Genomic DNA, 18,327 nt, shown 5'->3' with positions numbered 1-18,327 from the left:
ATGCTACGGACATTGTGGATAGGCCTGGCGCTGTGCCCACTGTTGGCAGTAATGGCAGAGCCCCGTGCCAGCAATGATCTGGAATTGCTGGGCAATACGGTCCATCTCCATGGCCGGATCATCGATCAGCCCTGTGTGGTTGCCCCTGAATCCCTTGATCAGGAAGTCGAGATGGGAGTAGTTGACGTCAAGGAACTCTATGCCAACGGAGCCGGACAGCTGGTACCTTTCTCCATTCGCCTGACCAATTGCAAGTCGGGTATTTTCCGTATGGCCAAGGTAACCTTTACCGGCTCGCAAGATACCCAACTTGGCGGCGGGTTGGCATTCACTGCCGGGATTGCCAGGGGGGCGGGTATTCGTCTGTATGACGTGACTCAATCACCTCTGGATCTGGGCACCGCTTCCCGCGGCTATCTGCTGGGTGGTGCGACAGATAATGAGCTGCAATTTTTTGCTCGGGTAGAAGGACATCCGGCTGCACTGGCCGCCAAGAACATCAAACCTGGTGACTATTCTGCCGTCGCCAATTTCATCGTTGCCTATGAATAAAGTCAGAGGTCATTACGCTGGATGACCTTTGAATTGCTATGGCTGGGCCAGGTGATGACGCCACCCAGATAACTGGAGAGATAAATGCCGCCCGGCAATTGAATAAACTGGGACTTTTGTCTGGGGGGCGTTAGCGCTGCCACCAGAGTGGCGACCATTCCATTATTGGTCAGCGCCTGTTGGTCAATGAAATTGACAATGGTGTTTTTGATTTCGACCGAAATATCACCATTATCCCGCTCCAGATCCCCGACGGAATCCAGATTAAACAGCGTCTTTCCCTGATTGTCAGTGGCTATCACGGTGGCCACCACTATCTCTCTGTTCATGGTCACAATATATTTACTTTTTCTGGTCATCTCTACCCAGTTGTCCGGTGCCAGACAATTTCTGTGATATCTGACAGTGGTATCAGGATTGTTGTAATAGTTGTGGGAAACATTGTCTCCCTGCTGGTTCATGGTTGTGATGACACATTGCACTTCTTCAGCAACCGGATGACCGCTACGCAGCAGAAAGATATTCGCAGAAAGTTTTTTACTGTCATTGTCGATGGAAAAATAGCTGATGGCTTCTTTTCCGACCAGAATTGAAACTTGCTCATCAGTCTTGCGTGAAATACGTTGTATCAAGGGTGTCAGCGAATCTATTTTGACATTCAGCGTTTTTTCGGTATCGCTGGTCATATAGAGAGAGGTTTGGCTGAGATTGATAGTGCGCAGCGTATTTGCTGTCACATAGTTATAAATGACGACGGCCAGTGAAGTCAGCGAAACCAGCAGCAACGCAAACAGAAAAATACGCTGTGGGTTGAAATACCGGTCATATTTTCGACGAGAATATTGTCGTCTGGCTTGAGGTGCCTGGGAAGGCATAGTCGCTTGAATTTCTTCATTTGGCGCAGGTTCTTCCGTTTCACCTGCGGCCTCAATAGGGGCACAAAAGATATAGCCTACCCTCGGGATAGTATCGATTGCGTCCATCAAGCCGAATGATTCCAGCTTTCTTCTTAACGAGAGTATCTGCCGATTCAAATTGGTATCGGTATTGTCCTGATTTGGCCACAAAGCATCCTGCAGTTTACTTCTGGGAATGACAGTGCCTGCTTCATCACACAGCATTTCGAGTAGCTCCGCTTCCTTGTTGCTGAGCTTGATGTCCTTGTCCCCTTTCGAGAGCCGGAATATTGCAGCGGAGAAAAATATATCCTCTGCAATTTTATAAATTCTGTTACTCATGTGTGACTCGCCTTACTACCAAGGAGAGCATTTTACCACCATGCAGTCTTTGTTCAAATAATGATAAATCGTCAATTTCCTTTGTTATCAAATGGTTACCTTTCAGCTTAAATGCATGGTGGGGTATATGGTACTACAGCCAATTAATTTGGTTCAAAAAATGTGCAAAAAAAGGCCGTTTATGTAATCGTTCTCACTTATTCAGACTGAGGAGGAGGATTTTGATACCACCAGCATTTTATTTTGAGCCATATGTGTATTTGGATGGCTCCATGGTGTCAGTTTTTGTCGCATGAATAATTATTGCGACCTAATGATATTCTGAAATTGTTTCCGCTGTGGCTTGAGATTGCCGCCAAGATCGGGCCAGGGGAGCCAGTGGTCGGGCACCATAAAGCCGGGCAGGGCGCTGCGGATCCAGGCGGCTAGTTCGTGGTAGGGCACCGGCTCGCCGTGCCAGTCGATAAAGGCGGCGGGGCGTTGCCCCCACTCGTCGCTAGGCACCGGCACCACCAGCGCCTGGGCGACAGCGGGATGATCTACCAGTCGCTGCTCGATGGTTTCGGGCTGGATGTTTTCGCCACCCGAGATGAAGAGGTTATCGAGCCGTCCCTCTACCAGCAGTTCCCCTGCCGCAGTGAACCTCCCCTTGTCGCGGGTATGAAACCAGCTCTCGTCATCGAGGGGCAGATCCAGCTCGCCAGCCCGGTAGTAACCGGCAAACAGGGTGGCGCCGCGCACGCAGATCTCCTGCTCCCTGATGCACACTTCCCGCCCCGGTAGCGGTTTGCCAACTACGCCTGCATCGCCGGGGATAGCGGTACAGACCTGACTGCCCATCTCGGAGAGACCATAACTCACCTTGGGTTCGAGCCCCATGGCGCAGAGGCGGCTCACCAGCGGCTGCGGGATGGCGGCGCCACCGAGCAGCAGCTCACGAAGGCGGGTACGAGCGGGGTCAAAGCCCTCTGCCAGCAGGCGCCAGAGCTGGGTCGGCACCAGCGAGAGGTGAGTGATGGGCTGGCACTCCAGCCGATCCTTGAGGGAGCGTTCACGTTGATCCAGTACCAGAGTTGCACCCGCCAGAAAGACCCGAAACAGGATGGCGTAGCCGCCCACATGGAACAGCGGCAGGGAGAGTAGCCAGCCGCAGGCCTCATCGAGAGGAATAAGGGTGGCAGAGCCGCGCGCCGAGGCAAGGTGGTTGCAGAGCCGGTGCACCACCGCTTTTGGCGTGCCGCTGGAGCCCGAGGTGAGGATCATGTTGTTGAGCTGGTTCGATTCCAGCTGCCATGTTTCCTCGCTTGCCGGCAGTTCGTGCGTGAAGTCGAGGCGCAAGGGTTGCCAGTTGCCTGCCGGGATCTTCCCTGCCGACCAGAAGGCATCGGCATCGAGTTGTACCGCCAGCTCGCGCTGTTTTTCGAGAGGAAAGGCGGGATTGAGCGGGCAGAACACCACGCCGCTGCGCACGCAGGCCCACGCCAGCAGCACATCTTCCAGCGCACCGCGCACCACCGCCGCCAGATGAGCGCCACGGCGCACTCCGGCTTGTTCCAGCTGTTGGCACAGGCTGTTAAGGCGGGCATCGAGCTGGCGATAACTGAGGGGCGAGGCTGTGTGGATGGCAATGCGGTTCGGGGCTGTGATTGCCCGGTGGCGTACCGGGCAAGGCGTCTGTTCGGATGAACGGGAGGGGTCAATCACGGTAATACAGTTGCTCCAGTCGGCTCAGATCCGGTTTGCCATCTTCCCCCAGCAGGTTGCCTGCCATCCAGCGGCGGGTATCCAGGCCCGGCGCCTGTTCCGGCGCCCACTCGCCTGCCAGATGAAAGAGCTGGTTCAGGCCCAGATCCGATTCGAAGCAGGAGGAGATGATCACCTTGAGCCGCAGTTCGCGGGCGCGGGCGATCAGCGCTTCGCAGTTGGCGAGTGAACCGAGCAGGGTAGGTTTGAGCACCAGCGCGCGCAGTTGCGGGATCGGCTCCCACGGCTTGCCTTGTGCCAGCAGCTCGTCCAGCGCCACCGGCATGCCGGTGCGGTTGGCGACAAAGGCGATGTCGGCAAAGTCGGCGCAGGGGTCTTCCAGATACTCGATGCGATTCGGGTCGAGGTGGCCACAGAAGGTCCACGCCTCCTCGCGGGTCCAGCCCTGGTTGGCATCAAGCACCAGCTTGAGGGAGGGCAACCGATCGCACAGCAGGCGGATCAGCGCCAGCTCGTCACGCATCGGGTAGCGTGCCACCTTCAGCTTGGCCTTGCCGGGCGTGCGGTGCAGCCACTCTTTCCAGTTGCGCAGTAGCTCTTGGGGAGAGCCTTGAATGAGGGGATAGGGCTCCGGCAGCGGGTTGCGCTGCTCGGGCCATGTCCGGCGCGCGCAGTCGAGGCCAAATTGCACCGACGGCAGCACGGGGTTCGGGGTGTCGCCAGCGGCCAGGGCCGCCAGCGTGGCAAGGGCTTCCGCCTCTGCCTGTTGCAGGCTCTCTTTCGAGAAGCCGGACAGGGGGGCAATCTCCCCCCAGCCGTTGTTGATGCGCACCAACAGCCCCTCTCGCGCCACCTCCACCTTGCCGTGAAAGGTCAGGGGCTGGGTAAAAGGCAGTTGATAGCGATACAGGGCGAGTGTCATCAGGGGTTCCGCTTGTATTTGGAGAAGTCGGGGCGACGCTTTTCGTTGAAGGCGTTGCGGCCTTCCTGACCCTCTTCGGTCATGTAGAACAGCATGGTGGCATTGCCCGCCAGCTCCTGCAAGCCCGCCTGACCATCACAGTCAGCGTTGAGCGCAGCTTTCAGGCAACGCAGCGCCATCGGGCTGTTTTGCAGCATTTCACGGCACCAGCGCACGGTTTCGCGCTCCAGTTCCGCCAGCGGCACGACAGTGTTGACCAGACCCATGTCGAGGGCTTGCTGGGCATCGTACATGCGGCAGAGGAACCAGATTTCGCGGGCCTTCTTCTGGCCGACGATGCGAGCCATGTAGGAAGCACCCCAACCACCATCGAAGGAGCCCACTTTCGGGCCGGTCTGGCCAAACTGGGCGTTGTCGGCGGCGATGGTCAGGTCACACATCATGTGCAGCACGTGGCCGCCACCGACCGCGTAACCGGCCACCATGGCAACCACAGGTTTCGGGCAGGTACGGATGTCGCGCTGGAAGTCGAGCACGTTGAGGTGATGAGTCCCCTCGTCATCGCGATAGCCACCGTAGTCGCCACGGATCTTCTGGTCGCCGCCGGCGCAGAAGGCTTTCTCGCCGAAACCGGTCAGGATGATGGTGCCGATTTGATCGTCATAACGGGCATCGGCCAGCGCCTGCAGCATCTCTTTGACGGTACGGGGACGGAAGGCGTTGCGTACCTGGGGACGGTTGATGGTGATCTTGGCAATGCCATCGCCGGACTTGTGATAGAGGATGTCCTCGTAACCGGCGGAGCAATCCTGCCACTCAACAGGAGCGTACAGTTCCGCTTCGGTCATTGCTTCAATCATGGTTTTTTCCTTCTGATCTGGTCGAGCGCAGTTGAGCACCGAGTTGAGCAAAGAGTTGAGCACAGCGTTGAGCAATCCCGGCATGTTGAACAGGTGCGTACAGTTCAGCCTCCGTCATGGCTTCAATCATGACTCGTCTCTTCTTGTTGGTTGACCCACTCCGCGAGGAGTCGGGCAAAGGTTTCTGGCTGATGGGCGTGCAGGTTGTGGCCGCCCTCCAGCACCAAGTGGTTGATTTTGCGATGTTGACTCGCCAGCTGGCAAGCCAGCTGATGGAATTTGTGATCCCGCTTGCCACTCACCCAGGTGACCGGCAGCTGGCACGCCATGAGCCAGGGGGCCAGATCCGGCTGCTTGCCGAGCGAGGTGGCGCGTAGCATGGTGGCGATGCCCTGACCGTCGTTGCCAAGGCGGCGGGCGATCTGGCGGGCCCGGGCCGCGTCGTCGAGATCGGCAAACACCCCTTGCTGGTACCAGTCTGCCAGCACGTCAGCCAAGGGCTCCTGCTCGAAGCGCTGCGCCCACTGTTCATCGTGCTGGATGCGGGCGGCCCGCTCACCGGCCGGTAGCCCCGGGTGGCAGTTCTCCAGCAGCAGCCCCTGCAGTCCGGCGAGCTCGCGGCTGGCGTGATAGAGGGCCAGTCGCCCCCCCAGCGAGTAACCTGCCAGCAGATAGCGCTGAATATTGCGGCTGGCCAGTTCGGCAACCAGCCACTGGTGGCTCTGTTCAAAGTCGCTGACGTTGAGAGCGCGATGCTGGCCGTGACCCGGCAGATTGAGGGCAATGCAGCGGATGGCGGGCAGTTGGTCGATCACCGGTTGCCAGTCGCCGCTATCCCCCAGCAGGCCATGCAGCAGCACCAGCGGTGTGTTGTTACCGCTCACGGATAGCAGCCCCCAGTGCCTTGAGATCATCGGCTACCTGCTCGCTCGGAACCCGGATCTCGATCAAGGTAACGCCATGTTTGAGGGCTGCGCGGTAATCGTGCTCGAATTCGGCCAGGGTGGTTGGCGCGCGATAGGCGAGGCCAAACATGGCGGCGGCATGTTCGAAACTGAGGCCGTGGGGCAGTCGATAGTAGCTCTCCAGCAGCTCCCCTTCGGTGGGCACCGGCAACATGCGGAAGATGCTGCCGCCATCGTTGTTGAGCAGGATCACCACCAGCGGTCGACTCGCCTTGCCAAGCAGCGCGAGACTGTTGAGATCGTGCAGGGCGCTGAGATCGCCGAGCAGCAGGGTAGTGGGCTCATCACTGCCCGGTTCGATCGATTGGGCAAACCCGTAGGCGGTGGCGATCAGGCCATCGATGCCGGAGGCGCCGCGGTTGGTCATCACCCGGCTCGGCCCCTTGCCCGTGTCACCGAGCATATCCATCAGTCGGGCGGGCATGCTGTTGCCGACAAACAGTTGCCCTTCGATAAGGCGGTTGAGGCGATGACAGACCCCGAGCTCCGAGAAGCGCTCGCAGGCGGCGGCGATCTGCTGGCTGGCGTTGTGTTGCAGCTCGGCCAGCTGGTGCCAAGGGGCCCGGTTGGTGACCGGATGAGCAGCGGCAAAGGCGCTGGCACTGCAGAGCAGCCGGTTGCGCAGCCGGTAGTCGGGATCGAGCCGCGCCGGTTGCGGATCCACCAGCCAGTAATCCTGCCATGGATGGTGCTTGATAAACTGGCCGAGCCGCTTGGAGATAAGCCGCGCGCCAAATTGCAGCAGCACTTCGGCGCGGCCCAGCTCGGCGACGAATTCAGGGTCGTTGAGCGCCAGATCCATGTGGAGGAGGTTGCGGCTATCGAAGCGGATTTGGCTCTGCAGATCAGCCAGCAGCGGCCAGCCGAGTTGTTCAGCCAGCGCGGCGGCGGCCTGTGCTTGCTTCCGGTCGGTAATGCGACCGGCAACAACGATGCCGCGCTGTTGCCGAAAGCTTTCCCACTCCGCCTGAGGGGGGCAGGTCGGCTCGCTTTGCTGCCACGGGCTCCAGGGCTTGTGCGAGCCGAGCCAGTCACCGAGGGGGGCCAGATAGTCGGAGAAATCCTGATAGTGCTCGCCCGGGTAGAGGGGCTCGGGGTACATGCAGTTGAAGTGCACCACCCCGGGGGTGAGCACCTGCTTGGCCAAGGCTTGGTCCACCGAACTCAACACGAAGGCGGCCGGAATGGTCGGGGTGGGGCTCGGCAGGTTCTGCTGATAGACGGGGTAGCGGCCGAAGATCCCCTGCTGGTCGATCGCCTGATTGGCGCCGTTGTCGATAAGCTCGTGAGGGCGATCGGCGGAGAGAATAATCAGTGGCACGCCGGTGAGCTGGGCCTCTGCCACGGCGGGCCAGAGGTTGGCTACCGCGGTGCCCGAGGTCATGATCACCGCCACCGGCCGGTTGCTCCCCTTGGCCAGCCCGAGCGCCATAAAGCCGAGGCCGCGCTCGTCAAAGTGCAGGTGACGACGAAAGCCCTGATGCGCTGCGGCGGCCATGGTCAGCGGCGCAGAGCGGGAGCCGGGGGCCAGCGCTATGTCGCGCACCCCGAGGCGAAAGAGCTCCTCCAGCAAGAGGGAGGACCAGACGTGGTTGAAGGTGGCGTGCTGGCTCGAAAACGGGGGGCAGGCAAACTCTTCGCTGGCAGGCTCTTTACGGGTGGGCATAGGGGCTCTCGTAGCGTGAAAAGGGTGAATGACTATCCCAGCAGGGAGAGCACATTGGCGATCTTGTTGTCGAGCTCGGCCCACTCGGCGACAGGCTCGGAACCGGCGACAATGCCGGCACCGGCAAACAGGGTAACGCTGCCCGGTTGAATGCGGGCGCTGCGAATGGCGACCGAGAACTCGGAGGTCTCCCGGCTCAGCATGCCGCAGGCACCGGCGTACCAGCCCCGATCATAGGGCTCGAACTCGCGAATGAAGGCAAGCGCGGCCTCGCGCGGAGCGCCGCCCACCGCCGGCGTCGGGTGGAGGGCGTCGAGCAGCTGCCAGTCGCAGACACCGGGCTTGAGCTCGGCTTCGATATCGCACTTGAGATGCTGCAGCAGCCGCAGTTTGAGAATACGCGGCTCGGTCAGGGTGGCATCGTGGGTCAGTGGTGCCAGACGGCTGAGGATGTCGGCGTGTACCAGTCGGTTCTCCAGCCGGTTCTTGCTGTCGGCCAGCAGCTCGGCGGCCAGTTGGGCATCCACCTCTTCATCGCCGGAGCGGCGGATGGTGCCCGCCAGCGCCTCGGTAAAGAGGTGGCGATCTTCCCGGCGGTAGAGCCGCTCGGGGGAGCAGGCGATAAAGGCCTGCTCGGGGGAGAATTGAAAACCGAAGTGGAAGCAGTCCTGGGCGTGGCGGGCCCACTGGTCGAGCATGGCCCAGGGATTGATATCCGCATCATGGTTCGGACTGGTCAGCACGCTCTCCCGCGACAGCACCACCTTGGGAGTGTGGGCCTGAAAATCGGAGGCGGTGACGCGCTCCACCAGCGTCTGCCACTGGGCGGGGCCAGGGCAATCCTGTCGCTGCCAGGGCTGCTTTTGCAGGGCGGGCAGCGGGGCTTCCGGGCGCAGGGCATCGAGGGCGGCTTCGGCCGCCTGCAGTTCGGCCTCGAGATTGTTTTCATCCAGCCAGAGGTTGAGGCAGAGGCTGACGCATTCGCCACGGCGCACCAGCTCGATGCGGGGCAGCACGAAACGGCAGGGGCCAAACCCTTGCCAGCCGGACTGGGCCGGATCGAACGCCAGCCCGCCATAGTAGCGAGGGCTGTCGTCATGATGCTGGTTGGCTGTGTTAGTGCACACCTGCTTGATGGCGTGCGGCTCGGTCAATTCATGGATGGCGCCCAGCGCGACATACTCGGGACGAGCCTCTCCACGGGCCTGCCAGTAGATGCGGGGATAGAGGGTTTGCGCCGCGAGCCAGCCCAGAAAGGAGCGGATTTCGATCGCCACTCGCAACCGTACGAAGCCGCTGACGTTGCTGTGACGCAGGGCGTCCAGTTGTTGCTTGATATGGGTCTGAGCCAACATGGATTCTTGTCTGAGCCGGGTAGTAACGAGCGATCCGGTAGCTGGATGCCGTAGGTTTATGCCAAAGGGCGATGATTTCCTATATATTATCTGCCCATTCGTCCATGTAAATCGCCCGCGGGAGCTTCACTCTCCGGGGCCAAGTATACCCAAATCCGGTTCGATAACCCTTAACACGATCAATATCCGATTGTTTGGCCATCACAAAATGACAAATACCTTCTCTGTTTGGTTGCTGGCGGCGCGTTTGCGAACACTGCCGCTCGCCTGCTCTTCCATCCTGCTGGGCTCGGGGCTGGCTGCCAGTCGTGGCGCCTTCGATGGCACCATCATGGCGCTCTCCCTGCTGACCGCCATCTTGCTGCAGATCCTCTCCAATCTGGCCAACGATTACGGCGATGCAGTCTCCGGCGCCGACAACGGCGAGCGGATCGGCCCGCAGCGGGCGGTGGTCTCCGGTCTTATCACCAAAAAGCAGATGTGCGTGGCGATGGGGCTGACTGCGCTGGCGGCGGTGGCCAGTGGCCTGCTGCTGCTGGGCTGTGCCTTTGGTGGCCAGTGGCTGCAGATTTTGGCATTTGTGGTGCTGGGGGGCGCAGCGATTGTCGCGGCGGTGACCTACACCGTCGGCAAGACTCCCTACGGCTATCGCGGGTTTGGCGACATCTCGGTGTTCTTATTCTTCGGCCTGCTGGGGGTGCTCGGCTCCTACTACCTCTTTACCAAGACGCTGGAGTGGGATCTGCTATTGCCTGCCACCGCCTGTGGCCTGCTGGCCACCGCCGTGCTCAATATCAACAATGTGCGCGACATCGAGACCGACGCCGCCAGCGGCAAGATCACCCTGGCGGTTCGCCTTGGTCGCAATCGCGCCATCGCCTATCACTGGGTACTGCTGGGGGCGGCGCTGCTGGCGACCATCGCCTTTATCCTGATCCAGCCCGCCAGTTTCTGGCCGTGGATCTTCCTGCCCGCCATGAAGCCTCTCAGCGATGCGGCCAAGACTCTTCGCGAAAGCTACGATGGCGAGGTGCTGACCGGTTCCCTCAAGAAGACCGCCATCAGCGCGTTTCTGTTCAGCCTGCTGCTCTCCATCGGGTTAGCGCTCTCCTGACCGCTGGTCGCAGCTCGCCAAGGCGAATAATGAAAAGGGCTCCCGAGATGGGAGCCCTTTTTGGTTTTGGCGGGTTTAGCTGGCGCGCGCCACCCTGAGAGGGCGGCGGGAGAAAATCAGGGTATCCAGCAGCCAGATGGCGACCATGGAGGCTCCCACCAGCGGGAAGGCGATTCCCAGCAGGATCAGCAGGGCGATGGCACCGCGCATCGGCGGGAGTTTGGCGGGCAGTGGCGGCGCGGCGAGACGGCCCTGCGGACGACGGCACCACCAGATCCACAGACCACTCACGGCGCTGGCCAGCACCATCAGGCAGATAAGCAGCATGGCGAGCTGATGGGGCCAGCCGTAGAGCTTGCCCATGTGCAGCATGACGCCGCTCTCCACCGTCTTGGCGACCGTGCCGTAATCCTGCCAGCGCACATCGGCCAGCACCTTGCCGCTGTATTGATCGATATGCAGGGTGACGTCGTTGCGCGGATCGTCGGCAAACAGGGCGATGGTGTAGACGCCGGTGTCGCCGATCGGCGGGGTGATGCTGTAACCCGGTTGGACTCCCCGCTCATGGGCGATCTCGACCACCTGTTGCAGCGCAATGCGCTGGCTTGCCATCACCACTCCCTCGTGCTCGCCGTGGTTCATGGCACCGTGATCGTGCCCCTCCTCAACCGGCTGCGAGCTGGGCATGGGGGTATTCTCCACCGCCCAGGGGACGGTCTGCTCATGGGCCTGATTCAGGGTGCGGGCCAGCGGTGCCGATTTGGGCACCTCGTTCCACATGGCGGCCGGGAAGCGGTTCCAGACCGCGGCGAACTGATCGCCCCAAAAACCGGTCCAGGTCATGCCGCTCAGCAGCAATAGCAACAGGAAACCGGCGCCCCAGAAGCCGACTACGGCGTGCAGATCCCGCCACCAGAGGCGGCCACGCTGGCTGACTCTGGGCCAGAGGATGCCGCCCACCCCGGGCCCCTTGCGTGGCCACCAGAGGTAGAGGCCGCTCAGCAGCAACACCAGCCCCCAACCTGCGGCCAGCTCGATCAGCCGATCCCCCGTGGTGCCGAGCAGCAGGTCGGCGTGCAGGGAGCGAGCCACCGCTTGCAGATTCCACTTGTTGTCCATGGTGCCGAGCAGGGCGCCGCTGGCGGGATCCATAAACAGGGTCAGCTCCTGTTCACCCCGATTGACGATGAACTGGGCGCTCTGGTCGGGAGCGGCAGGCGGCAGGTATTTACGCAGGCTGGCATCGGGCATGGTCATCATCGCCTTGGCCAGCAGCTGGTCGGCACTCAGGGTCTGGCTGGCGGGGGCGACTTTCATCAGCTCTGGGTACATCAGGTTGTCGAGCTGGGGTTTGAACAGATAGACGATCCCGGTCAGTGACAGCAGGATTAGGAAAGGGGCGACAAAGAGACCGGCGTAGAAGTGCCAGCGCCAGATCCGTTGGTAATGACTCGAGTCCCTGTTTTTCATTGCACATCCTTGTTGGAGCACCAAACCTTTCGGCTGGTGGAATGTTTGTGGCGGCGCCGATAATAGCAGTAACGTTTCGTTAACTGCAATCACACATCTCGAGATCGATTCAGTGCAGGGTGTTGGTAACATGAGGTGCTGACAGAGTGCCGACGGTTTGCTGGATAGGATGATCACGCTTTGGGGAAAGCCTGTTTGCTGCTGGACTTTTCCTTATAAATTATTACCTTGTGGTAACAATTTGCAGGCGATGGTGGTGGTAACGGAATGGGAGCAGTCATGCAGCCACATGGGCAATTCGACATGGAGCGCAGGGGCCAGATGCTGATCTGCCGCCCGAGTGGTCCCTTCAATCTGGCAGGTGCCATGGCCTATGAGGCGTGCTTTCGTCACGAACTGGCCGGTCTGATGGATGGCCCCTGGGGGATTGTCGAGGTCGCGACCGAGTTTGAAGCGGCCGGGCCCGAGGTGCTGGCCCGTTTTCGTCGCCAGTTTGGCTGGTGTGCCGAGAGTGGCTGTCAGTTTCTGGCGGTGGTCTTTGTGGGGGGCTTCAAGCGCTATCTGGCGGATAACATCTTCAAGGATTTGCCGTTTCGGGCGGTGCGTTACTTTGAGCAGGAGGCAGCGGCCATCAAGTGGCTGGGGGAGCAGCTCAACACCGCTCCCTGTGAACCTGCGAGCGCTTGACTACCCCGCCCACCGCGTGGACGGATTTTACTCCAGCTTGATAAACCACTTGTCCCGCTCGTCAACGCAGTCGGGTTCACCCATTTCGAATTCACGGCAGATCAGCGGCCGCACCTCGTAGATACGGCACATCATTGTGTTGCGGTCGAGGGCGGCGCACCAGCCATCGTCCAGCCGGCGCATGACCGGTATCTCGCCTTCCCGTTCCAGTACATAACGGTCCGGCACGCCGGTATCGGTAAAGAGCATCACTTCGAGGCGGCAGCAGCAGGCTTCGCAGTTCTGGCAGCTCACATCGGTTTGGATTGCTTGGGTCATGGTGCCTGTCTTGCCGCATGGCGGCATCGGAGATATGAAACAGGCGCCTGTCAGGCGCCTGTGGTCTGGCTAACGGCTTGCAAAAAACCTTAGCCCAGTTTGCGGGCGCGGTAGCTGCGACCCTTGATCTTGCCTTCCTGCAACCGCTTGAGGGCGGCGCTCGCCACGCTGCGCTTCACCGCGACGTAGGAGTACTGTTCGGAGATCTGGATCTTGCCCACATCGGCGCCGGCAATGCCGCCTTCGCCAGTCAGCGCGCCCAGAATGTCACCGGCCCGCACCTTGGTCTTGCGGCCTGCATCGATGGAGAGGGTCACCATCTGCGGCGCGATCGGTTTGATGTCGCGGCCGATGCTGTCGAGATCACCCAGCGGCATCGGAGCCTGCTGGTACTCTTCGATAAAGTTGACGCGCTGGGCCTCGTTCGGCTGATAGAGGCTCAGGGCAAGACCCTGCTGGCCGGCACGACCGGTACGACCGATGCGGTGCACGTGCACTTCCGGATCATAGGTCAGCTCGTAGTTGATGACGGCGCCCAGCTCCTTGATATCGAGGCCGCGGGCCGCCACGTCGGTGGCCACCAGAATGGTGGCGCTGCCGTTGGCAAAGCGCACCAGCACCTGATCCCGCTCGCGCTGTTCCAGATCGCCATTCAGCGCCAGCGCCGAGAAGCCCTTGGCGGCCAGATGGTCGGCTACGTCGTTACAGGCGCGCTTGGTGTTGCAGAACACCACGCAGGAGCTTGGCTGGTAGTGGCTCAGCAACCAGGTGAGGGCGTCGAGGCGCTGACCGGCAGGCACTTCATAGAGCTTCTGTTCGATGGCGCTCCCCTCGTGCAGGGACTCGACGCTCACCTCGACCGGATTGCGCTGCACGCCGCGGCTCATCTGGGCGATCCCTTCCGGATAGGTGGCGGAGAACAGCAGGGTCTGACGCTGCTGGGGGGCATAGCTGATGACCCGGTTGATATCTTCGCCAAAGCCCATGTCCAGCATGCGATCCGCTTCGTCCAGCACCAGCGTCTTGAGGCCGGATAGCTCCAGCGTGCCTTGCTCCAGATGCTTGAGAATACGACCCGGGGTGCCGACGGCGATGTGGGCACCAAAGCTCAGGGTGGCGGACTGCGGTGCGGTCGGGGTGCCGCCGCACAGGGTGACCAGCTTGACGTTGGGCAGGGCACGCGCCAGACGACGGATCTCCTGAGCCACCTGATCCGCCAGCTCGCGGGTCGGACAGAGCACCAACGCCTGCACTTCGAGGCGGTTGACGTTGAGCTTGGCCAGCAGGCCGAGGCCGAAGGCGGCGGTCTTGCCGCTGCCGGTTTTTGCCTTGGCGATCAGGTCTTTGCCATCTAGCACCAGGGGCAGGCTCTGGGCCTGGATCGGGGTCATCTGCAGGTAACCCAGGCTGGTGAGGTTCTCTTGCAGGGCGGGGGAGAGATTGAGGCTGCTAAATTCGCTGTTGTTCACAAAAGGACTCTATTTCGGAGAAAACGGGGATGCGCGAGCGCTAAGGCCGCGCATCATACCAGAATGTGGCACCGGATGTGGCGGATTTTTGAACGGTTGGCCACGAGGATGCATGCCGGGTTCATTTGTTGCCAAACCGATCCTGGGCAATCACTGACAATCCAATAAGGACTATTTTTCAAACACTCATCTAATTATTTATCATTGATAAACGTTTTCTATTTTCAGTATTTTAATATAATGACTGGAAAATATTCCGCGAACAGTTATTGCGCCACAGGGAATGTTGCAAAAATGCTGATTAAATATTTTCAAAGAACATGAAAACGGCGCCACCATTACTCAACGTGATGTTTTAAAAGGATTTATGTTGTCCGTGTTGCGCGATTAATATCAGTTCATTGCACAATTAATTTAAAAACGTTTGTATTATTCCGCCTCCATAATATTGCGCGGGATTGTGATGGCTATCTGATTTTTAAATGTGCAAATGTCTATGATGGCGCCGGTCAAAAATTACAATTTACTCAGGTGCTACAGGTATGGAATACGTTCACTTTGTGCTCGGACTGGTGATGGTCCTCGCTCTTGCTTTGCTGGCTAACCGCCATAACTGGAAACAGATCAAACTGCGTTATATCGGCCAACTGCTGGTGGTCGAACTGGTGCTGGCTTGGTTCATGCTGAACTCCGAAGTGGGTCTGGCGGTGGTGGGGGGCTTCGCGGCCGGCTTCACCAAGTTGATGGAGTTTGCCAAACAGGGTACCGACTTCGTGTTCGGTGGCCTGGTTAACGAAGGGGCCTTCTCCTTCTTCCTGATGGTGCTGATGCCCATCGTCTTCATCTCCGTGCTGATCGGTATTCTGCAGTACATCCGCCTGCTGCCGCTGGTGATCCGCGGTATCGGTACCGTGCTGGCCAAGATCAACGGCATGGGCAAGTTGGAGTCTTTCAATGCCATCAGCTCGATGATCGTCGGCCAGTCCGAGAACTTCATCGCGCTCAAGAACATCCTGCCGCACCTGAACGAGAAGCAGATGTACACCCTGGCGGCGACGGCCATGTCTACCGTTTCCATGTCCATCGTCGGTGCCTACATGCAGCTGATCGAGCCGCGCTACGTGGTTGCCGCGCTGGTGCTCAACATGTTCAGTACCTTTGTGGTGCTCTCTCTGATCAACCCCTACGAGCCGGATAACTCCGTGACCGACATCAAGGCCATTGCCGAAGGTGACGAGCACCACACCCCGAAGAAAGAGAATTTCTTCGAGATGCTGGGCGAGTACATCATGGCCGGTTTCACCGTTGCTGTTATCGTGGGTGCCATGCTGGTGGGCTTCATCGCTCTGATCGCCCTGATCAACTACCTGTTCGAGATGGCATTTGGCGTGAACTTCCAGTTCGTCATGGGTTACCTTTTCTACCCGATCGCCTGGATCCTGGGTATCCCGAGTGGTGAAGCGCTGCAAGCCGGCTCCATCATGGCGACCAAGCTGGTGACCAACGAGTTCGTGGCGATGATGGATCTGGGCAAGGTGGCTGCCGAGCTCTCTCCGCGCACCGTCGGCATCCTCTCCATCTTCATGGTCTCCTTCGCCAACTTCAGCTCCATCGGCATCATCGCTGGTGCGGTAAAAGCGCTGAACGAAGAGAAGGGCAACATGGTTTCCCGCTTCGGTCTGAAGCTGGTCTACGGTTCTACCCTGGTTAGCCTGCTCTCTGCCGTTATCGCTGGCATCATGATCTGATCCTCTAGTGGTTCGCGCCACTGCTTGGGCCCCTGACCTCGTCAGGGGCTTTTTTGTTTCTGGCTTACAGCCGCCAGCCGCACCACCAGCCGGCAACCAGCAGGGTGAGGGTGCAAAAGCCGGTTTCGATGGCGCCGCCACTGCGCAGCGGCCAGCCCGGCAGGCGGAAGCGGCGTTTGATGGGCCAGAAGAGCGGAATGCCTGCCGGGGTGAGCCAGTCCCCCAGCAGATGGCTGAGGTAGCCGACGATAAGCGCATCCTTGACCCCCATGGGCAGGGTGCCCGGCGGCAGGCTCTGGTTCAGCCCCCAGACGGCGGCGGCGACTGCCGGCAGACTGTGGGTGAAGCCGCGATGGCCGAACAGCCGCGACAGAGGTTTCGAGATCCACGGCAGTCGCTGCCCCAGCACCGATTTGGGATGATCGAGGTCGGGCAACAGGGCGCTGGCCAGCGCGGCAGGGATGGTCTGCCACAGGCTGGCATCGGCCAGCGCCGGAGTGAGCTGCAGTTTGTGGGCGATCAGGGTACAGGTTACGGAGAAGAGCAGGTGCCCTTGGGCGGTCATGATGATTACGGCGTGGACAAGATGGCGGCGCATCTTACCAGCCTGACGGTTGTGGTCAGCTCTTATTTTAAAAATCAGGATGTTACGGCGAAAAAGCGCCCATGTTGGGCGCCTTTAGGGTCTCTTTACAGCTTGCCTTTGACCAGCCACTTGTCGAGGGCGTTGGCAAAACGCTGTTTGTCGGCGGCATTGAAGGGGGCGGGGCCGCCGGTCTGCACGCCAGCCGAGCGCAGCTCTTCCATAAAGTTGCGCATGCCGAGCCGCGCCTTGATGGTCTCGCGGGTGTAGATCTCGCCACGGGGGTTGAGCGCCTCGCCACCGGCATCGATCACCCAGGAGGCGAGGGGGATGTCGCCGGTGATCACCAGATCGCCGGGCTGAACCTGCTGGGCGATGACATGATCTGCCACATCGAATCCCTTCTCCACCTGCTGGGTTTTGATGAAGGGCGAGGGGGGCACCCGCAATCCCTGATTGGCCACCAGGGTGGTGACGACCTGGGCGCGGTGGGCGGCGCGGTAGAGGATCTCCTTGACCGGAATGGGGCAGGCATCGGCATCAACCCAGATGGGCATGGCATGGTTTCCTGTAGTGAAAGCGGATGGAAAACGAGAGCGGCCATGTTAACACAGGCCTCCCCTTCCCGGCGCGGGGCTGAGTCGGCCCCGCCTTTGGTGTAAGCTGGGGCCAGCACATGAAACGAGAAGGAGACGAGATGGATCGGGTGCCCAGTGAAGTGATTTATGCCCTGACCCTGGATGGCAAGGGTGGCATGGCGCCGCTGACGGCGGGAAGCGAAGTCCCGGCGGCACATCCCGGCTGGCTGCATCTGGATTACGGCAATCCCGATTCGGCGCGCTGGCTGTTGCAGACCCCCTTGCTCAGCGAGGCGGCCAGGGAGTCGCTGCTCGGCCAGAGCAATCGTCCCAAGCTGGTGCGGATGGGGGAGACGGTGCTGCTGATCCTGCGTGGCATCAACCACAACAAGGATCACAGGCCCGAAGAGATGGTGGCGCTGCGTATCTTCATCACCCCGGATCTCATCATCAGCAGCCGTCGTCGTCCGCTGCTCTCAGAACAGGATGTCTTCAACCAGCTCAAGCTGGGGGGCGGCGCCGATACCCCGGCCGACTGGCTGGTGGAGATCTGCGATGCCCTGACCGATCGGGCCGGGGAGTTTGTCGAGGAGCTGCACGACAAGATCCTCGATCTGGAGGAGATGGTGCTAATGCGCGACATGCCCGCCAATGGCCGGTTGGCGCTGATCCGCAAGCAGCTCATCATGATCCGCCGCTACCTCTCCCCCCAGCGGGATCTGGTGGCGCGGCTGGCCAACGAGAAGATCAGCTGGCTGGATGAGGATGATCGCCGCCGTCTGCTCGATATCGCCGACCGGCTGCGGCGCTGGCTCGATGACCTCGATGCCGGGGTAGCACGCACCGCTGTGCTGGCAGACGAGATCAACAATCTGATGGCAGAGGCGACCAACCGCCGCGCCTACCAGATGTCGGTGATGGCGCTGCTCTTTTTGCCTGCCAGCTTCCTGACCGGCCTGTTTGGTATCAACCTTGGTGGGATGCCTGGTGCCGAGAGCCCAACCGCCTTCTGGGTCTTCTGTGGTTCGCTGGTGGCGCTGGCAAGCGGGCTGGCCATCTGGCTCAAGCATCGGCGCTGGTGGTAAGGAGGCATAACCC

Annotated in this window: 18 protein-coding genes; 5 read left to right on the top strand and 13 right to left on the bottom strand. The window is 60.3% G+C overall.

Going from position 1 to position 18,327, the window contains the following annotated elements:
• Complete coding sequence (locus ACTG1P_RS10775) at positions 1 to 552, top strand: fimbrial protein (protein ID WP_069554677.1); 552 nt, start codon at positions 1 to 3, stop codon at positions 550 to 552.
• A gap of 2 nt (positions 553 to 554) precedes the next feature.
• Here ACTG1P_RS10775 and ACTG1P_RS10770 read toward each other — a convergent pair whose 3' ends face one another.
• The 8 genes from ACTG1P_RS10770 to ACTG1P_RS10735 all read right to left on the bottom strand — a co-directional run bounded on the left by ACTG1P_RS10770 (position 555) and on the right by ACTG1P_RS10735 (position 9,262).
• Positions 555 to 1,790, bottom strand: a complete 1,236-nt coding sequence (locus ACTG1P_RS10770) for a winged helix-turn-helix domain-containing protein (RefSeq protein ID WP_069554676.1) — start codon at positions 1,788 to 1,790, stop codon at positions 555 to 557.
• Positions 1,791 to 2,090: 300 nt separating this feature from the next.
• Positions 2,091 to 3,494 carry an o-succinylbenzoate--CoA ligase gene (gene menE / locus ACTG1P_RS10765; RefSeq protein WP_440001242.1) on the bottom strand — a complete coding sequence of 468 codons (1,404 nt, stop codon included), beginning with the start codon at positions 3,492 to 3,494 and terminating at the stop codon, positions 2,091 to 2,093.
• A complete protein-coding gene (gene menC / locus ACTG1P_RS10760; protein ID WP_440001241.1) occupies positions 3,487 to 4,416 on the bottom strand; it encodes an o-succinylbenzoate synthase in 930 nt (309 codons plus the stop codon). Before menC ends, menE begins: the two co-directional genes overlap by 8 nt.
• On the bottom strand, positions 4,416 to 5,276 hold the full coding sequence (gene menB / locus ACTG1P_RS10755) for a 1,4-dihydroxy-2-naphthoyl-CoA synthase (RefSeq protein WP_440001240.1): 861 nt from the start codon (positions 5,274 to 5,276) through the stop codon (positions 4,416 to 4,418). Before menB ends, menC begins: the two co-directional genes overlap by 1 nt.
• Positions 5,269 to 5,406, bottom strand: a complete 138-nt coding sequence (locus tag ACTG1P_RS10750; RefSeq protein ID WP_156135269.1) for a hypothetical protein — start codon at positions 5,404 to 5,406, stop codon at positions 5,269 to 5,271. The genes menB and ACTG1P_RS10750 overlap by 8 nt, the downstream gene beginning before the upstream one ends.
• Complete coding sequence (gene menH, locus ACTG1P_RS10745; protein ID WP_440001238.1) at positions 5,399 to 6,190, bottom strand: 2-succinyl-6-hydroxy-2,4-cyclohexadiene-1-carboxylate synthase; 792 nt, start codon at positions 6,188 to 6,190, stop codon at positions 5,399 to 5,401. The genes ACTG1P_RS10750 and menH overlap by 8 nt, the downstream gene beginning before the upstream one ends.
• A complete protein-coding gene (menD, locus tag ACTG1P_RS10740; RefSeq protein WP_440001237.1) occupies positions 6,150 to 7,907 on the bottom strand; it encodes a 2-succinyl-5-enolpyruvyl-6-hydroxy-3-cyclohexene-1-carboxylic-acid synthase in 1,758 nt (585 codons plus the stop codon). The genes menH and menD overlap by 41 nt, the downstream gene beginning before the upstream one ends.
• A gap of 32 nt (positions 7,908 to 7,939) precedes the next feature.
• A complete protein-coding gene (locus ACTG1P_RS10735; protein ID WP_263719114.1) occupies positions 7,940 to 9,262 on the bottom strand; it encodes an isochorismate synthase in 1,323 nt (440 codons plus the stop codon).
• Positions 9,263 to 9,470: 208 nt separating this feature from the next.
• On the opposite strand from ACTG1P_RS10735, the gene ACTG1P_RS10730 reads away from it, so the two are divergent.
• On the top strand, positions 9,471 to 10,376 hold the full coding sequence (locus ACTG1P_RS10730; protein WP_005363134.1) for a 1,4-dihydroxy-2-naphthoate polyprenyltransferase: 906 nt from the start codon (positions 9,471 to 9,473) through the stop codon (positions 10,374 to 10,376).
• A gap of 75 nt (positions 10,377 to 10,451) precedes the next feature.
• On the opposite strand, the gene ACTG1P_RS10725 is transcribed toward ACTG1P_RS10730, so the two are convergent.
• Entirely contained in the window at positions 10,452 to 11,846 is a 1,395-nt protein-coding gene (locus ACTG1P_RS10725; RefSeq protein WP_440001235.1) for a PepSY-associated TM helix domain-containing protein, read from the bottom strand.
• Between the two features lie 279 nt (positions 11,847 to 12,125).
• Here ACTG1P_RS10725 and ACTG1P_RS10720 point away from each other — a divergent pair, with 279 nt between their 5' ends.
• Positions 12,126 to 12,533: a hypothetical protein gene (locus tag ACTG1P_RS10720; RefSeq protein WP_440001234.1), complete on the top strand. Its 408-nt coding sequence runs from the start codon at positions 12,126 to 12,128 to the stop codon at positions 12,531 to 12,533.
• Between the two features lie 27 nt (positions 12,534 to 12,560).
• Here ACTG1P_RS10720 and ACTG1P_RS10715 read toward each other — a convergent pair whose 3' ends face one another.
• Both ACTG1P_RS10715 and dbpA read right to left on the bottom strand, forming a co-directional pair.
• Positions 12,561 to 12,851: a YkgJ family cysteine cluster protein gene (locus tag ACTG1P_RS10715; RefSeq protein ID WP_058059358.1), complete on the bottom strand. Its 291-nt coding sequence runs from the start codon at positions 12,849 to 12,851 to the stop codon at positions 12,561 to 12,563.
• 89 nt (positions 12,852 to 12,940) lie between these two features.
• Positions 12,941 to 14,320, bottom strand: coding sequence for an ATP-dependent RNA helicase DbpA (gene dbpA, locus ACTG1P_RS10710; RefSeq protein WP_005335919.1), 1,380 nt, complete (start codon positions 14,318 to 14,320; stop codon positions 12,941 to 12,943).
• Positions 14,321 to 14,862: 542 nt separating this feature from the next.
• On the opposite strand from dbpA, the gene ACTG1P_RS10705 reads away from it, so the two are divergent.
• Positions 14,863 to 16,068, top strand: a complete 1,206-nt coding sequence (locus ACTG1P_RS10705; protein WP_440001233.1) for a NupC/NupG family nucleoside CNT transporter — start codon at positions 14,863 to 14,865, stop codon at positions 16,066 to 16,068.
• Between the two features lie 64 nt (positions 16,069 to 16,132).
• Here the strand turns inward: ACTG1P_RS10705 and ACTG1P_RS10700 are convergent, their stop codons facing one another.
• Positions 16,133 to 16,633, bottom strand: coding sequence for a metal-dependent hydrolase (locus ACTG1P_RS10700; protein ID WP_440002297.1), 501 nt, complete (start codon positions 16,631 to 16,633; stop codon positions 16,133 to 16,135).
• Positions 16,634 to 16,758: 125 nt separating this feature from the next.
• Positions 16,759 to 17,208: a YaiI/YqxD family protein gene (locus ACTG1P_RS10695; RefSeq protein WP_005335916.1), complete on the bottom strand. Its 450-nt coding sequence runs from the start codon at positions 17,206 to 17,208 to the stop codon at positions 16,759 to 16,761.
• Between the two features lie 140 nt (positions 17,209 to 17,348).
• Between ACTG1P_RS10695 and zntB the strand changes: the two genes are divergently transcribed.
• Positions 17,349 to 18,314 carry a zinc transporter ZntB gene (gene zntB / locus ACTG1P_RS10690; protein ID WP_440002296.1) on the top strand — a complete coding sequence of 322 codons (966 nt, stop codon included), beginning with the start codon at positions 17,349 to 17,351 and terminating at the stop codon, positions 18,312 to 18,314.
• The last annotated feature ends 13 nt before the right edge of the window (positions 18,315 to 18,327 follow it).

This window comes from Aeromonas sp. 11P, from assembly GCF_051920165.1.
GTDB classification, from domain to species: domain Bacteria; phylum Pseudomonadota; class Gammaproteobacteria; order Enterobacterales; family Aeromonadaceae; genus Aeromonas; species Aeromonas veronii.
The sequence above is the reverse complement of the archived record's forward strand: the minus strand, read 5'-3'. Positions and strand labels throughout refer to the sequence as shown.

Bases quoted from the DNA above. Each gene is read 5' to 3' on its own strand.
- ACTG1P_RS10700 (WP_440002297.1), bottom strand. From the start codon at position 16,633: ATGACCGCCCAAGGGCACCTGCTCTTCTCCGTAACCTGTACCCTGATC.
- ACTG1P_RS10770 (WP_069554676.1), bottom strand. From the start codon at position 1,790: ATGAGTAACAGAATTTATAAAATTGCAGAGGATATATTTTTCTCCGCT.
- ACTG1P_RS10720 (WP_440001234.1), top strand. From the start codon at position 12,126: ATGCAGCCACATGGGCAATTCGACATGGAGCGCAGGGGCCAGATGCTG.
- ACTG1P_RS10775 (WP_069554677.1), top strand. From the start codon at position 1: ATGCTACGGACATTGTGGATAGGCCTGGCGCTGTGCCCACTGTTGGCA.
- menB (WP_440001240.1), bottom strand. From the start codon at position 5,276: ATGATTGAAGCAATGACCGAAGCGGAACTGTACGCTCCTGTTGAGTGG.
- ACTG1P_RS10715 (WP_058059358.1), bottom strand. From the start codon at position 12,851: ATGACCCAAGCAATCCAAACCGATGTGAGCTGCCAGAACTGCGAAGCC.
- ACTG1P_RS10730 (WP_005363134.1), top strand. From the start codon at position 9,471: ATGACAAATACCTTCTCTGTTTGGTTGCTGGCGGCGCGTTTGCGAACA.
- ACTG1P_RS10735 (WP_263719114.1), bottom strand. From the start codon at position 9,262: ATGTTGGCTCAGACCCATATCAAGCAACAACTGGACGCCCTGCGTCAC.
- menH (WP_440001238.1), bottom strand. From the start codon at position 6,190: ATGATCTCAAGGCACTGGGGGCTGCTATCCGTGAGCGGTAACAACACA.
- menD (WP_440001237.1), bottom strand. From the start codon at position 7,907: ATGCCCACCCGTAAAGAGCCTGCCAGCGAAGAGTTTGCCTGCCCCCCG.
- ACTG1P_RS10750 (WP_156135269.1), bottom strand. From the start codon at position 5,406: ATGATTGAAGCCATGACGGAGGCTGAACTGTACGCACCTGTTCAACAT.
- ACTG1P_RS10705 (WP_440001233.1), top strand. From the start codon at position 14,863: ATGGAATACGTTCACTTTGTGCTCGGACTGGTGATGGTCCTCGCTCTT.
- zntB (WP_440002296.1), top strand. From the start codon at position 17,349: ATGGATCGGGTGCCCAGTGAAGTGATTTATGCCCTGACCCTGGATGGC.
- ACTG1P_RS10695 (WP_005335916.1), bottom strand. From the start codon at position 17,208: ATGCCCATCTGGGTTGATGCCGATGCCTGCCCCATTCCGGTCAAGGAG.
- ACTG1P_RS10725 (WP_440001235.1), bottom strand. From the start codon at position 11,846: ATGAAAAACAGGGACTCGAGTCATTACCAACGGATCTGGCGCTGGCAC.
- menC (WP_440001241.1), bottom strand. From the start codon at position 4,416: ATGACACTCGCCCTGTATCGCTATCAACTGCCTTTTACCCAGCCCCTG.